16 protein-coding genes are annotated in these 14,633 nt (G+C 60.4%); 8 read left to right on the top strand and 8 right to left on the bottom strand.

Annotated features, from left to right (window positions below; all coding sequences use genetic code 11):
* Positions 1 to 7 precede the first annotated feature (7 nt).
* Positions 8 to 1,180, bottom strand: coding sequence for an ABC transporter substrate-binding protein (locus tag AC1RMF_RS20900; protein WP_446737974.1), 1,173 nt, complete (start codon positions 1,178 to 1,180; stop codon positions 8 to 10).
* Positions 1,181 to 1,357: 177 nt separating this feature from the next.
* Between AC1RMF_RS20900 and pobA the strand changes: the two genes are divergently transcribed.
* From pobA to AC1RMF_RS20875, 5 genes are all read left to right on the top strand, one after another.
* Positions 1,358 to 2,530, top strand: a complete 1,173-nt coding sequence (gene pobA / locus AC1RMF_RS20895; RefSeq protein WP_342619161.1) for a 4-hydroxybenzoate 3-monooxygenase — start codon at positions 1,358 to 1,360, stop codon at positions 2,528 to 2,530.
* A gap of 40 nt (positions 2,531 to 2,570) precedes the next feature.
* On the top strand, positions 2,571 to 3,155 hold the full coding sequence (locus AC1RMF_RS20890; protein ID WP_493144048.1) for a hemerythrin domain-containing protein: 585 nt from the start codon (positions 2,571 to 2,573) through the stop codon (positions 3,153 to 3,155).
* Positions 3,156 to 3,270: 115 nt separating this feature from the next.
* Positions 3,271 to 3,456 (top strand): DUF3563 family protein, encoded by a 186-nt coding sequence (locus AC1RMF_RS20885; RefSeq protein ID WP_342619159.1) that lies wholly within the window; start codon positions 3,271 to 3,273, stop codon positions 3,454 to 3,456.
* The gene (locus AC1RMF_RS20880) at positions 3,456 to 3,683 is read left to right on the top strand and encodes a hypothetical protein (protein ID WP_493144046.1); all 228 of its coding nucleotides are present in this window, start codon (positions 3,456 to 3,458) and stop codon (positions 3,681 to 3,683) included. Before AC1RMF_RS20885 ends, AC1RMF_RS20880 begins: the two co-directional genes overlap by 1 nt.
* Positions 3,684 to 3,840: 157 nt before the next feature.
* A complete protein-coding gene (locus AC1RMF_RS20875) occupies positions 3,841 to 6,069 on the top strand; it encodes a SulP family inorganic anion transporter (RefSeq protein ID WP_493144043.1) in 2,229 nt (742 codons plus the stop codon).
* A 36-nt stretch (positions 6,070 to 6,105) separates the two neighbouring features.
* Here AC1RMF_RS20875 and AC1RMF_RS20870 read toward each other — a convergent pair whose 3' ends face one another.
* The 5 genes from AC1RMF_RS20870 to AC1RMF_RS20850 all read right to left on the bottom strand — a co-directional run bounded on the left by AC1RMF_RS20870 (position 6,106) and on the right by AC1RMF_RS20850 (position 10,435).
* Complete coding sequence (locus AC1RMF_RS20870; RefSeq protein ID WP_493144042.1) at positions 6,106 to 7,380, bottom strand: PP2C family protein-serine/threonine phosphatase; 1,275 nt, start codon at positions 7,378 to 7,380, stop codon at positions 6,106 to 6,108.
* A 9-nt stretch (positions 7,381 to 7,389) separates the two neighbouring features.
* Positions 7,390 to 7,824 carry an ATP-binding protein gene (locus AC1RMF_RS20865; RefSeq protein WP_493144041.1) on the bottom strand — a complete coding sequence of 145 codons (435 nt, stop codon included), beginning with the start codon at positions 7,822 to 7,824 and terminating at the stop codon, positions 7,390 to 7,392.
* Between the two features lie 8 nt (positions 7,825 to 7,832).
* Positions 7,833 to 8,177, bottom strand: a complete 345-nt coding sequence (locus AC1RMF_RS20860; RefSeq protein WP_342619154.1) for an STAS domain-containing protein — start codon at positions 8,175 to 8,177, stop codon at positions 7,833 to 7,835.
* A gap of 125 nt (positions 8,178 to 8,302) precedes the next feature.
* Positions 8,303 to 8,758, bottom strand: coding sequence for a universal stress protein (locus tag AC1RMF_RS20855; protein WP_493144039.1), 456 nt, complete (start codon positions 8,756 to 8,758; stop codon positions 8,303 to 8,305).
* 15 nt (positions 8,759 to 8,773) lie between these two features.
* Positions 8,774 to 10,435, bottom strand: a complete 1,662-nt coding sequence (locus AC1RMF_RS20850; RefSeq protein ID WP_342619152.1) for an L-lactate permease — start codon at positions 10,433 to 10,435, stop codon at positions 8,774 to 8,776.
* Between the two features lie 173 nt (positions 10,436 to 10,608).
* Between AC1RMF_RS20850 and AC1RMF_RS20845 the strand changes: the two genes are divergently transcribed.
* Positions 10,609 to 11,361, top strand: a complete 753-nt coding sequence (locus tag AC1RMF_RS20845) for a FadR/GntR family transcriptional regulator (protein ID WP_493144036.1) — start codon at positions 10,609 to 10,611, stop codon at positions 11,359 to 11,361.
* Positions 11,362 to 11,370: 9 nt separating this feature from the next.
* Here the strand turns inward: AC1RMF_RS20845 and AC1RMF_RS20840 are convergent, their stop codons facing one another.
* A complete protein-coding gene (locus AC1RMF_RS20840; protein WP_493144034.1) occupies positions 11,371 to 12,051 on the bottom strand; it encodes an alpha/beta hydrolase in 681 nt (226 codons plus the stop codon).
* Positions 12,052 to 12,067: 16 nt separating this feature from the next.
* Positions 12,068 to 12,901 carry a dioxygenase family protein gene (locus AC1RMF_RS20835; RefSeq protein ID WP_493144032.1) on the bottom strand — a complete coding sequence of 278 codons (834 nt, stop codon included), beginning with the start codon at positions 12,899 to 12,901 and terminating at the stop codon, positions 12,068 to 12,070.
* 125 nt (positions 12,902 to 13,026) lie between these two features.
* Between AC1RMF_RS20835 and AC1RMF_RS20830 the strand changes: the two genes are divergently transcribed.
* Complete coding sequence (locus AC1RMF_RS20830) at positions 13,027 to 13,926, top strand: LysR family transcriptional regulator (RefSeq protein WP_493144030.1); 900 nt, start codon at positions 13,027 to 13,029, stop codon at positions 13,924 to 13,926.
* Between the two features lie 82 nt (positions 13,927 to 14,008).
* Positions 14,009 to 14,632 carry a flavin reductase family protein gene (locus AC1RMF_RS20825; protein WP_493144028.1) on the top strand — a complete coding sequence of 208 codons (624 nt, stop codon included), beginning with the start codon at positions 14,009 to 14,011 and terminating at the stop codon, positions 14,630 to 14,632.
* Position 14,633: the final 1 nt, after the last annotated feature.

The following is a 14,633-nucleotide window of genomic DNA, read 5'->3' as shown; positions in this document are numbered from 1 at the left end:
AGTGCGATTAACGGTTCTTGCCAGGGTCTTTGACGTCCTTGATCACGTCGAATTCCACGTTGTAGAGTTGGCCTTCCTTGCGTTCCACCTTGCGCAGATAGATGTTCTGCACGATGTCGCGGGTCTGCGCATCGATGAACACCGGGCCGCGTGGGCTCTCAAAGATCTGGCCCTTCATGGCGGCCAGCAGGGCGTCACCGCCGCCATTGCCCTTGGTGGCCTTGAGTGCTTCGTAAATTACGCGCATGCCGTCATAGCCACCCACGGCCATGAAGTTGGGGCGCAGGTTCTTGTTGGCTTTCTGGAAGGCCTCAACAAACTTCTTGTTGGCAGGCGACTGGTGATAGGTGGAGTAGTGGTGGGATGTCACCACGCCCAAAGCGCCATCGCCCATGTCGTTGAGTTGATCGTCATCGGTGATGTCACCAGTGCCGATCAGGCGGATGCCGGCTTTGTCCATGCCGCGTTCCAGGAACTGCTTCATGACCGCTGCGCCCGCACCGGAGGGCACAAACACAAACAGCGCATCGGGCTTGAGGTCACGCACTTTTTGCAGGAAGGGCGCAAAGTCCGGTCCACGAAGGGGCACGCGCAGGGATTCGATGACCTGGCCGCCGTTGAAGGTCAGGCGTTCCTTGAAGAACTTTTCGGCATCGATGCCGGGGCCGTAATCGCTCACCAGGGTGACGACCTTCTTGATGCCGTTCTTGGGAGCCCAGTCGGCTAGCGACACGGATGCCTGCGGTAGCGTGAAGCTGGTGCGGATGATGTAGGGCGAAGATTCAGTGATGCTGGAGGTGGCTGCTGCCATAACCACTTCCGGTGTCTTGGATTGGGTGGCGATGGGGGCCACGGCCAATGCGGACGGGGTGATGCCGAAGCCGGCCAGTACGTTGACCTTGTCGTTCACGACCAGTTCCTGTGCCATGCGCTTGGTGACGTCGGGCACGCTGGTGTCGTCCTTGACGATCAGCTCGATCTTCTTGCCGGCAACCGTGTCACCGTTTTGCGCCATGTACAGGCGCGCTGCAGCTTCGATCTGGCGACCCGTGGTGGCCTGCTGTCCGGTCATGGGCAGGATCAGTCCGATCTTGAATGTGTTGCCATCAGCGAAGGCAGCACCTGACCACAAAGTGGCGATGGCCATGGACATGGCGCCGATCAGTACGCGTTTTTGCACGTTTTGTCTCCTGTAAAAAGCGAATTATGTGGCATGGTGTTCGCAAAACGACCTATTGGCAAGCGCGATTTCATACTGGTAGCTATAACGATTTTAGATAGCTGCTAGCGGCTGGTTCCACCCCAACTGATCCATGATTGCCGTAGCATGAAATTCGTCAAAGCAGGAGTCATTTAAATGCGTACACAAGTAGCCATCATAGGCGCTGGCCCCTCGGGCCTGTTGCTCGGACAGTTGCTGCACAAGGCGGGGATTGACGCCATCATTCTGGAGCGGCAGACCGGTGAATATGTATTGGGCCGCATCCGCGCGGGCATTCTGGAGCAGGTCACCATCGATTTGTTGGATGAGGCAGGCGTTGGCACGCGCATGCACAAGGAAGGCATTCCCCACCACGGCTTTGACATGCTGTTCGGCGGCGAGCGTCACCGCATCGACATGACCGGGCTCACAGGTGGCAAGCAGGTGATGGTGTACGGCCAGACCGAATTGACGCGCGACCTCATGGACGCGCGCAAGACCGCCAATTTGCCCACGGTGTACGAGGCCGGTAACGTAACGGTCCATGACTTTGACACCCTGAAGCCGCGTGTGCGCTATGAGAAGGATGGCAAGACGCATGAAATCGAATGTGATTTCATTGCCGGGTGTGACGGTTTCCATGGCGTCTGCCGTGCCAGCGTGCCACGCGGTGCCGTAACCGAATACGAAAAGGTCTATCCCTTCGGTTGGCTGGGCTTGTTGTCCGATACCCCGCCGGTGCATGAAGAGTTGATCTATGCCAATAGTACGCGTGGTTTTTCGCTGTGCTCCATGCGCAGCCAGACGCGCAGCCGCTACTATCTCCAGGTGCCGCTGAGTGACCGCGTGGAAGACTGGTCGGACGAAGCGTTCTGGCAGGAGCTGCGTCTGCGTCTGGACCCGCCTGCACGCGAGAAGCTGGTGACGGGGCCATCGCTTGAAAAGAGCATTGCTCCGCTACGCAGTTTCGTTGCCGAGCCCATGCGCTTTGGCCGCATGTTCCTGGCGGGTGACGCGGCGCATATCGTGCCACCTACCGGTGCCAAGGGACTGAATCTGGCGGCCTCGGACGTGAAGTACCTGTGCGGATCCATCATCGAGTTTTACAAGGAGCGTAGTGAGGCCGGCATCAACCATTACTCTGACCGCTGCCTGCGCCGTATCTGGAAGGGTGAGCGTTTCTCGTGGTGGTTTACCAATCTGATGCATCGTTTTCCCAATGATGGCGCCATCGGGCAGAAATTGCAGGAAGCCGAGTTGGAGTACCTGATCGGCTCCAAGGCAGCCTCCACCGTGATGGCAGAAAACTATGTGGGCCTGCCGCTATAGAGTGGGTATGAAGTTTGAAACAATAAATTGAGGAGTCACCATGAAACACAGCAGTCTGCAAATCATTCGCGAAGAACATTCATCTCTGGCAGCCATGTTGCAGTCCTTGCGCATGATGCTGGAGCGTGGTCCCGGTCAGGATGCCCAGCAATACTTCGACGTGCTGCGGGCCATGCTGTTCTACATCGACGAATTCCCGGAAAAGCTGCATCACACCAAGGAGTCGGCGCTGCTGTTTCCCAAAGTGCTCAAGGTTGCGCCCGAGGTCAAGGACACCCTGGACCGCCTGGAGCAGGACCACGAACACAGCGAGGCGGGCGTGCGTGCACTGCAGCACCTGCTGTCGGCCTGGGAGTTGCTGGGAGATACCCGCAGGAAGGTTTTCGAGGAGCGGTGCACGCAGTACATCGACTCCTACATGGACCACATGCGGCTCGAAGAATCCATCATCCTGCCGCAAGCCATACAGCATTTGACAGAAGCAGACTGGAAGGAGCTGGATACTGCGTTTGAACAAAACACCGACCCGCTCAACGGCAAATATGCGCGCGACCCGGTGTATGACCGTTTGTACTCACGCATTGTTTCCACGGCTCCGGCACCGATCGGACTCGGGCCGAACTGAGGCTTTGCAAAGGCCGTTGCCTAACGGCACCGGATTGGGTGTTTCAGTCTATCGGGGTTGAAACACTAGGGTAAACCCTTATAATTAAGTCATCGCACTTTATTAAGGACTTACCATGTCCCACTTTGTTGAGCTCATCAAGGCTCTTGTTCCTCACATTCCCTCGCAACAAGAGCTGGATGAGAAGTATCTGAATCAGGCCGTAGACATCTATGACGTCGAGCGCCGCATCTGGGAAATCGACCATCGCAGTCAGCAATCGGGTCTCAACTGCCCGGCCTTGGGTGGAGCGATCCACTGATGACTCCCGTCATTGAGAGCGCCGCCGCTGTGCCTGCAGTGCTCAAGAGCATGACGCGTCTTGGCAGTGACATGCTTGCGCTGCCGTTTGACGTGGCGCGCGAGCAGTACGCCAAGTCGGTACGCGCTGGTCTGGTGGAGCGCTCCCTGATTGCATCCGCCCGGTTTGAGCACACCATCAGCGCCCTGGAGCGTCTGACGCTGGGTTGCATGGCTCGGCGTTACTGACTCCATCATTCTTCGACCAATCCAATTCGCACGGCCGTGTCGTAGCAAAATAGCCCGGCGTATTGATGTCGAGCAATGAATGGGCGAGGAACAACCGGAAGTCAGGCTTCCGGAATGAGTAACACGTTCGGCATCCTTTCTGCGCAAGGGGAAAAGGGTGTCCACTACAAAAATTCACGCTTGGCGCAACGAGCTGCGTAGCGGTATCGAGAGCGCGCTCCAGGGCATACCCATGCTGCTTACCCCGAGCCTGCTATCTGTGGGTATTCTCGGGGCCCTGGCGGCGGGCGCCGGCCTGTGGGGGACCCTGCTGGCCATCACGTTCATTCCCGTATTGCGGTTGTGGTTCAGGGGCTCCAGCGCCGTCATCGCTGGCCCACGCATTGCCTCCACTGCAACGTACGCGGCACTGGTGCTGAACATGGCTCTTCTCGCGTCGGATGCCCCGGTACGCAGCAACGCCGTATTGACACTCTCTCAATTGCGCATGGGGCTGGCTGCGGCCAGCGTGATGTACCTGATCGCCAGCTTCCTGATTCTGCTGTCGGGCCTGCTGCGGCTGGGGCGGGTGTTCAAAATGATTCCTACACCGGTGACCTCCGGCATCAGCAATGGCACCGCGCTGATCCTGCTCGTGCTGGCTGCGCACAAGGTGGACGCTGGTGGAGTGGCCGCAGGCCTGACGGCGGCAACCATGTTGGCGGTGCATCTGGCCTGGCCGCCGGTTCAGCGGCGTTTGCACCTGTTGCGATTCTTTCCCACAGTCGTCATGGTGCTGTTCTCTGGATTGCTGTGTGTGATGCTTCTAGGGGGGCTGCACGTGGAGTCGGAAGCGGCTTCAGGCGGGCAGGATCCCGTGCAATGGATGTCCGCAGCGCTGTGGCCGTCACTCCATGGCGTGCACCTTGGCGTGCTGATCAAGCAGGGCATTCCGGCAACCATTACGCTGGCGCTGGTGATGGTGCTCGAGACATTCACCGCGGCCAGCACCATGGAGATTCGGTTCGGTGCGAGATTCAGCGCAGACCGCGAGTTGATCGCCTTGGGTGGGGCCAATATGGTGGGCGCCTTGGTGGGCAGCTTGCCCTGCAGCGGTAGCCCGGTGTACAGCGTTGCGGCCAGGCTCTCGGGCGGACGGGGGCGTATGACGTCTTTTGTCTGCTTTGCGGTCAGCGGCATTGGACTGGCGTTCCTCAACCCCTGGCTCATGGCGTTGCCAGCCGGTCTGGCGGCCGGGTTGCTGATACTGCAGTCGACCATGATGGTGAGCCCGGCGTTCCTGGAAAGCCTGTCGCAGGTTGTGCATACCCGCCGCTGGACTAGGCCGCAAGCCAGTGACCTGGGCTTCTGGATCACGGTGGTGATTTCGCTGGTGGGTTTCTTTGGCAATCTGATCTGGGCTACTTTTGCAGGTGTGGGGCTGTCCTGTCTGGTGGTGTTGCGCCGTGTTTCGGCCAACCTGACCGCGCGTTGGGTGTATCTGGATGGCGTGCGCTCCCGCCGTATACGGACGCTTGCGGAATCGGATGCGCTGACGCATCTGGCCCACCACGTGGGTGTGCTGCGCATGACTGGCCATCTGTTTTTCGGCAACAGTGCGCGCATCACCCAGCTGGCGGATGAGCTTGACGAAGACTGCATCTGCGCGGTCATTGATGTCAGCGCCGTGCAGGACGCGGACCCCAGTGGTCGTGACGCAGTGCTGTGGCTGGTGCGTGCACTCAAGGAGCGCAACCTGCAGGTGGTGATAGCCGGCTTGCCCAAGTGCCGTGTGCCCAGTCTGCAGACTGCACTGGACAGTGTTCCGGTGCTGGATCAGTGCATTGATCTGGACCGCGGCCTGGAGCGTTGCGAGGAATGGGTGTTGCAAAACGCAACCGCTCTGCCCAGAACCCAGGCGGCGCGCGTCGTCGAAGGCAACAGCTTGCTGCGGGGGCTGGATGAAGAAGAAATCACTGCCGTGCTGATGGTTGCCGAGGAGCGCCAGGTGGAAGCCGGCATGGCACTGTTTCGCAAGGACGATCCTTCCAACGGCGTGTGGATGCTGCAGTCAGGGCAGGTCAGCATTCTGGCGGGGTCAGGTGCCAGCTCCATGCGGCTGGCGACCTTTGGTCCGGGCCAGTTTGTCGGTGAGATGGGTTTGATTGACGGCAACACCCGGTCGGCAACGGTAACGGCGGATACGCCGGTGCAGGCGGTACTGTTGGACAACCAGGGCATCGCCGCCTTGGTACGCGACCACCCGCAAGCGGCGCTCAAGATCACCCGCAACATTGCCAGGGAGTTGTCTCAACGTGTGCGCAGCACCTCGGCCGTATTGGCCCAGGAGTGGGAGACGCCCAGCGCGGTATGGGGCAACAGCATGCTCAGCGTCGTCAACAAATAGTGGGGTGGACTTTGCGCCGGGGCGGCAGCAGCCGGCTCAGCGCAGCCGCTTGACCGCCAGCATGGTGCAATCATCATCCAGCACCTGCTTGTCGGTGAACCGCGCCACGTCGGAGCGCACTGTGTCCAGCAGTTCAGCCAGCGTCAGGTGCCGGCTGGCCTGCAGCAGGTTGATGCAGCGTTCCTCCGAGTATTCGGTGCCATCGGGCATCTGCGCCTCGGTCACACCGTCCGTGTAGCAAAAAAGCAGCTCGCCGAGTTGCAGCGTCTGGTGCTCTTTTCCAAATCGAACGCCCTCAAACGCGCCAATGAGCGGGCCTTTGGGCACCGGCAGAAAACGGGCGCCCGTGTGCGTCAGCAGCAGCGGTGCGCAGTGCCCGCCGTTGGAGTAACGCACTTGCCCGGAACGGACGTCGTAGAAGCCGCAGAAAATGGTCAGGAAGATATTCGTCTCGTTGGCGATGCAGAGTCTGTCATTGAGTTCCGTGAGCAACTGGCTGGGGTCGTCGGTCTTGATCGCCAGCAGGCGCAACAGACCAATGGCCCGCGCCATGAACAGTGCCGACGCCACGCCGTGCCCCGACACATCACCGATGCAGAAAAACAGCTGGTGGTCGTCCACAAAAAATGCGTCAAAGAGATCGCCACCCACGTTGGAGGCCGGCTCCATGAAGCCACACACGTCAAGTTCGGGACGTTGCTGGAAGATGGGGCGTTGCAGCGGCAACATGCTGGCCTGCAATTGGGTGGCAACGGCCAGCTCTTTGCGCAAATGCATCAACTCCAGCTGTTCCCTTTGGGCCTTCAGGGCGAGGTCGTTGGTTCTGCGTACCCGCTCGCTCAAGGTTCTCTGCAGGTTGCGCGCCACGCTGGGCATGGTCATCAGTCGATCCCAGAATATGTCCGCTGGAATTTTCAGTACCCGTGTTTCGCTGACCGCGATGACCAGGGCCGATACGGCCTTGCCGTCAATGGCAGACATTTCGCCCACGCATTCGCCGTTGACGATGGGAATTTCAGAAGTCGCACCCTGTCCACTGTTGAGCCGGACCACCACGGTGCCGGACAGGGGGATGAAGATGCTGTGGTTGATTTCTCCCGGCGAGAGCAGTCGGGTGTCGGCTGGCAGTTCCAGAACTTCACAGTCCGCCAGTGCCTCTCTGAGCTGCGCCGGTGGGATGTCGCGAAACAGGGGGATCCATTCCAGCTCTTCGCGCCTGCGCTCTTCCTTGCGGCGTTCGGGGTGGTGCGGCATGCGCACGTGCCGGCGCTCTTCCCTGTCCTTGAATTTGCGTGGGAATTGGGTGGTCATCAGGGAAGGCTAGCCCCAGTGCACCCGGAAGGTGAGTTCGTTCTTGCCGTCAATGCGGCGATACGCCACGTCGTCGGAAAAGCTGCGGATCATCATCAAACCCAGACCACCCGGCTCGGCATCGGCCAGGGTTTGTGGCCGCTCGGGCAAAGGTGCCGAGGCCATGTCGAAGGCCGGGCCTTCGTCGGTGACGGTGACGGCGGCCTGCGCGCAGTCGCAGACTTCCAATGTCAATCTGATAGGCTTGTTTTCACTGCCCGAGTAAGCATGCGCGATCACGTTGGCCAGCGCCTCGTTCAGACACAAGTCCAGGCGACCCATCTGGTCGGCCGGAACGCCGTGTTCGGTGGCGTGCTGTGCCATCCATTCGGATGCACGGCGTACTTCCGAAGCGTTCGCCTGAATGCAGATGTCAGAACGGAAATGCGTTCCCAGCGCAGTCATGCCGTGCGTTAACCGTTGAGTGCCTTCTCGGCCTCGGACAGTTCGGTGAACATGGGGATCAGGCTATCGATGCCGGTGGTTTCCAGTGTCTTGTACACCGGCGCGTTGTCGCCCACAAACAGAACCATGCGTCCCCCCCTTTGCTGCAAAGCCTTTGCATTGGTGATGATGGCACGGATTCCGATGGAGGCCAGAAAGCTCACGCCGCTCAAATCCACAATGACGCGGCGGTTGCTGGTGGCGGACAGTGCCGCAAACTTGGTGGAGATTTCATCCGTGCCGGGCAGATCCAGACGGCCGGTCAGGGTAACTTTGCGCAGTGTGTCGGTGATGTCTTGAAAATCGATGGCCATGGCAGGGATCCCCGTTGGTAAAGGCTGGGAAGTGAAGAAGGTCCGTCATACGGGCTTCCAACGAGGGTAAGTCAAATATGTGAAACAAATATGACAACTCTTTTTCACCATGGTCCCAACTCTTGCTAGTGCCCCTGGCGAACAATCAGCAGCGAGATGCTGCAGATGCGCGTCAGGTTTTCGGCCACGCTGCCCACCAGCAGGCGCTCCACGCCCCGCACCCCGTGGGCCCCGATGACCAGCAGATTGGCGCCCCAGCGGTTAGCGGCTTCGGACAGCGTTTCCGCCACACGGCGGTTGGCCGATTCGATCAGGAGCTTTTGTGCCTGGCAGCCTGACGCTGTCGCCTTGGCAACGGCTTCATCCAGCAACTGGTTGCCCATGTTTTGCATGTCGGCCTTGACCTTGTTGACGTCGATATAACTGCCAAGCCCCATTCCATGCTGCATAAGTCCGGCCTCATCGGCGACAAAGGCAATGCACAGCTCAGCCTTGAGGGCGCGAGCCAGTGCAATGGCTTCTTCCAACGCCTTTCTGGCGGTGCTGCTGTTGTCGATGGCGACAAATACTTTGGTGTACATACGCTTGCCTTTCGTTTAGTGGACGACCATGGCCGTGAACGGGAACACATAGGCCTGCAGCGTCACGAAGATGCCAACCAGACAGGCCAGGGCGATGGAGTGGAAGAACACATAGCGCAGGATGTCGCCTTCGTGGTTGAACCAGCGCGTGGCGGTGGAGGCCACCACAATGCTTTGTGCGTCGATCATCTTGCCCATGACGCCGCCAGAGCTGTTGGCCGCGCCCATCAGGTTGGGGGAAAGACCCAGCTGTTCTGCAGCCACCTTTTGCATACCGCCGAACAGCACGTTGCTGGCCGTGTCAGAGCCCGTCATGGCCACGCCAATCCAGCCCATCAGCGTGCCGAAGAAGGGATAGAGCACGCCGGTGTTGGCAAAGGCCAGGCCCAGCGTGGTGTCGGTTCCGGAGTAGCGCGTCAGCGTGCCAAGTCCCAGCATCAGCACGATGGTGGCCAGCGAATAGCGCACCAACCAGGCGGTGCGACCAAAGGTGCGTACGATTTCCAGTGGTTTGTACTTCATCACCAGGGCGCCCACGATGGCGGACAGCAGAATGCCGGTGCCGGTGGCCGACAGGATGTTGAGCGTGTAGACCGCGGCTTCCTTCGTGGGTTTGGCCACCACGGGGGCCACCTTTTCCACCATGTTGTGCAAGCCCGGCATGGGGAAGGCCGGCGCATACAGGCTGTTGAGGAATGCCTTGACCGGTGGCAATCCCCATACGAACACAAAGGCTGTCAGGATGATCCAGGGTGTCCAGGCCTGCATGAGCGCGGCCTTGGAGTGCACCGCAGGTGCCACTTCGGCCTTGGCGTCTCCACCATCATTCTCGTGGCCCTTGAGCGAAGGGGAGCGCCAGATCTTCCTGGGTTGCCAGACGCGCAGGAACAGGATCAGCGAAGTCATGGAGACCAGGGCGGCGATGATGTCTACCAATTCGGGGCCGATGAAGTTGGAGACCAGGTATTGGGGGATGGCAAACGACAGACCGGTCACCAGAATGGCGGGCCAGATTTCCAGCATGGCCTTGCGCCCGGCAAAGGCCCAGATCAGCCAGAACGGTACCAGCAGCGAGAAGAAGGGCAGCTGGCGCCCGATCATGGCGGTGACCTGCATCAGGTCGTAGCCGTGCACCTTGGCCAGCGTGATCACCGGCGAGCCCAGGGCGCCAAAGGCCACGGGCGCCGTGTTCGCAATCAGCGACAGGCCCGACGCCGCCAGCGGCGAAAAGCCCAGGCCGATTAGGATGCCCGCTGTCACTGCCACGGGAGTGCCGAAGCCGGCTGCCCCTTCAAAGAAGGCGCCGAAGCAAAAGGCAATCAGAAGCAACTGCAGACGCCGGTCGGTGGTAATGCCGGACAGGGAGTCCTGCAGCACCTTGAAGCTGCCGTTCTGCTCGGCCAATTGCTGCAGGAAGATGATGTTGAGCACGATCCAGCCAATCGGCAGCAGACCGGTGAACCCGCCCAATAGTGCCGCTTTGCCCGCCATCTCTGCCGGCATGCCGTAGGCCAGCACGGCAATCGCCAGAGCGCTGACCAGGCCCAGCGCCGCAGCGATATGTGCCTTGATATGCAGAAGGCCCAGGCAGATCAGCATCACGGCCACCGGCACTGCGGCCAGTAGCGTAGAGATGACCATATTCCCGAACGGGTCGTAGATTTGCTGCCAGACCATGAAAGTCTCCTCGTTGGAATTTAGAAAAGGTAAAGTGGTATTACCACTATGTGCAGCAGGATTACACGATAACTTCTAGATTGCGTCAATTGAATTTATCGAGACAGGGGTGAGAGATTTTTTGAAGGGCAGGGATGCTAAACTGGTAAGACCACTTGAAATGGCGTACTTTCATGAATAGCACCCGACCTGCCATGGCCCGCATAGCCGACGTTGTTGCCAGCGAGCTGGAGCAACGCATCCTGGAAGGTTCACTCAAGCCCGGGGACAAGTTGCCGGCAGAGCGCAATCTGGCGCTGGAGCTGAATGTTTCGCGTCCCACCCTGCGTGAGGCGATTCACAAACTGGTATCCAAGGGCCTGCTGCATACGCGGCATGGGGGCGGCACCGTGGTCACCGACCGGTTGCAGGCGCCGTTCACCGATCCCTGGAAAGACATGCTGCGCGGTCATCCGCTGCTGCAAAGCGACATGCTGGAGTTCCGTCACATGCTGGAAGGGGAAGCTGCCAAGCTGGCGGCGGAGCGGGCGACCGATATGGATCTGGCGCGCATCGATGCGGCCTACACAGCGCTGGAGAAAGCCTACGCCAGCAATGACATGAACACCTGCGTGGAGCGGGATGTGGCCTTTCACCAGGCCATTGCCGACGCATCCCACAACACGTTGATTGGTCAGCTCACCGCCAGCCTGATGCAGGTGATCCACGGCCACGTCACGGACAACCTGATCCACTTGCATGAACTGCCCAAGCAGTGGGAGCAGTTGCGCACCCAGCACAAGGCGATCTGGGAGGCGGTGCATAGGCGCGAGGCCGAGGAAGCCTCGCAAGTTGCAAGGGACCACATCCGCTTTGTGCGCCTCAGCATGGAAGAGTCTGCCAAGCTGGAAGATCGCAGGAACAGCGCCCTGCGGCGGTTGACCTGAAGGCCTGCGTCAGCCCGCCAGCCAGCGGACAAAGTCCGCATGCATCTCTGCGCTGATGCCGTGGTCTATGGGGTAGCGGTGCGACTCATGGATGACGCCGCGCGCCTTCAGCAACGCATCAGACCGTTCGGCCCAGTGCACCGGCAGCTTGCTGTCGTAGTCGCCATGACCGACGAACGCACGCAAGGTGGCCAGGCGCGCATTGCTGGCTATCTGCGGCGCCAGCTCGGGCAGTATGCGGCCCGACAGGATGGCAAAACCGCGCACGCTCTCGGGTGACGACAGCGCCACGCTGGCACTCATGATGCCACCCTGACTGAATCCGGCAATCACGCTGTTTGCAGGTGCGATCCCATGCTGCTGCTGAAGCTGCTGCAGCAGTGTGATCAGCAATTGGCGGCTGTGCTCGGCTTCCTGCGGGACGATCTGCGGCCCGCTTTGTGTGAACATCACACGAAACCACGCGTATTGCTGCGGCCCCATTTGCAGCGGCCCTTGACCAAACACTACCAGCGTGTTTGTGTCTATGCCCGTGGCAAGGGTCAGCAGGTTGGTCTCGTTGCTTCCCACGCCGTGCAGCAGCACCAGCAGCTTGCCGGGTTTTGCCGGCGTCGGTGTGCGCAGGCGGTAGGCCAGGCCGGATACCGGCTCGATTTGCAAATCGCTCAATCCGAAAGAGAGTGTGGTCATGGGGACTCCTTACCTCTTATGGTGCAACCGATGGGGCAGCGGCACTCTGCGGCACTCCCCAGGCAAAGGAGTCCATGGACAGCATGCCGTGTTCGATGCCCCCTTCGAACAATTGTGCGCTCTCGCCTGGCAGCTGCGCGCCCATGGCCACCAGCAATGGCAGAAAGTGCTCCTCCGTCGGGTGGGCACGCTGGGCGTGGGGAGCTTCTGTGCGGTAGTTCACCACCGGCTGCAGCGCATTGGCCAGCACAGCGGTCTTCACCCAATCGGAAAACTCCTGCACGTAACTTGCGGGTTGGTTCACGCCCTGACGGAATTCGCGCAGGTTGTGCGTCATGCTGCCGGAGGCAATGATCAGCACGCCCTCCTCGCGCAAAGGTGCCAGCGCACGGCCCAGTTGCACGCTTTGTTCGGCGCTCAGGTCGTACGGCATGGAGACTTGAAACACAGGGATCTGCGCCTGGGGAAGCAAGTGGTAAAGCGGCACCCATGCGCCGTGGTCCAGGCCGCGGCCCGGATCCAGCTTGGTGGCAAAGCCCGCATCGCCGAGCAGCTGCGCTGCGCGTTTGGCAATGTGAGGCGCTCCGGTGGCGGGGTAACTCAGGTCATACAGCCTGGCCGGGAACCCCCCGAAGTCGTGGATGGTTTCGGGCTTGGGGTCGGTTGAGACGCTGACGCCGCGGGTCTGCCAATGGGGCGAAACCACCAGCACGGCCTTCACGTCAGAGAGCTGCGCACCCAGTGCATTCAGCCGGGGGCCCAATTGGCCGGGCTCCAGTGCAAAAGTGGGCGCACCGTGCGAAATGAAGAGCACGGGTGCCTTCGCGGCTTGGGTAGACGTATGGGCCATGGTGTTTCCTGGGTTGTGGGGTCTCTGTGTGGCGCCACTCTGCGGCGCATGCATGGAACTGTATTGGCTTATCGCCTGCAGATAAATATGCAAAAATAAGATTGATTGTTCCGTTTGGAGGGATAGTGGATCGATTTCTGGAAATGCAGACCTTCAACGCCGTGGTCGATGCCGGAAGCTTCGTGAAGGCGGCAGAGACACTGGACATGTCCAAGGCCGCGGTATCGCGCTACGTAGGCGACATGGAGACGCGCCTGGGCGTGCGGTTGCTGCACCGGACTACGCGCCGTCTGTCCCTGACCGACGAGGGGCAGTTGTTTTACGCCCGCAGCAAGGAGCTGCTGGACGCGCTGGAAGGAGCCGAGGCAGAGGTCACTTCGCGCAGCGAAGCGGCCACTGGTTTGCTGCGGGTGAATGTGCCCTTCACCTTCGGAATCCTGCACCTGGCGCCCTTGTGGGGACAGTTCAAAGCGCAGAACCCCAAAGTTACTCTCGACATCACGCTGGCAGATCGTCTGGTGGATCTGGTGGAAGAAGGCTATGACGTTGCCATCCGGATTGCCACGCTGGAGAGCTCCACCCTGGTGAGCAAACGGTTGGCCAGCACCCGCATGGTGTTGTGTGCCTCGCCCCGGTATCTGGCGCAACACGGCACACCACAGCATCCCCACGAACTGAGCAGCCACGCAGTCATCTCCTACAGCTACTGGTCCACCCGGGATGAATGGCGATTTGACGGGCCGCAGGGGCCGGTGAGCGTGAAGACCCAGCCCATCATCAGTACCAACAGCGGCGATACCTGCCGCGCCGCCGCGCTGGCGGACCAGGGCGTGATACTGCAGCCCAGCTTTCTGGTGGGCAAGGATCTGGCCGATGGCACGCTGGTGGAGCTGATGCCGCAATTCCGTTCGCTGGAGCTGGGTATCTACGCCGTCTATCCGACACGCAAACACGTGCCTGCCAAGGTGCGTGCTCTCATCGACTTCCTGCAGAGCCACTTTGGCGGCAACCAGCAGCCCTGGTGAGGGGGCAGTGGCCCCGGTCACGCTTTCGCGCAAGCTGCGATACTTCAGCGCATGTATGGCACCTTGCGCGATTGACGGCACCATGGACGAACGTTTCCATTCCTACGAACCCCGATCCGGCCACGGCCTGGCGCATGACCCGTTCAATGCCATCGTCGGCCCGCGCCCCATAGGCTGGATCTCAACGTGCAGTGCCGCAGGCCAGGTGAATCTGGCGCCCTACAGTTTCTTCAACGCGTTCAGCTACGTGCCACCCATCATCGGTTTTGCCAGCATTGGCCACAAGGACACGCTGCGCAACATTGAGGAAACTGGTGAGTTCGTCTGGAATCTGGCCACCCGTCCCCTGGCCGAGGCCATGAATCAGACCTGTGCTCCGGTAGGTCCGGAAGTCAATGAATTCGAGCTGGCCCGCCTGGCCGCCGCACCCAGCCGTCTGGTCAAGCCGCCGCGTGTGGCCGACAGCCCGGTAACTTTTGAATGTCGTCGGACGCAGATCGTGCAACTGCAGGGGCTGGATGGCCAGACGATTTCCACCTGGCTGGTGCTGGGCGAGGTGGTTGCAGTGCACATCGCGCAGCACCTGATCGTGGATGGCGTGTACCAGACTGCTGCGGCAGCGCCCATATTGCGTGGCGGCGGCCCCGCCGACTATTTTGAAATTGGCCCGCAGCAGTTGTTCCACATGTGGCGGCCATCCCGGTAAG

It is taken from the genome of Rhodoferax sp. GW822-FHT04A08 (assembly GCF_058801025.1).
The sequence above is the reverse complement of the archived record's forward strand: the minus strand, read 5'-3'. Positions and strand labels throughout refer to the sequence as shown.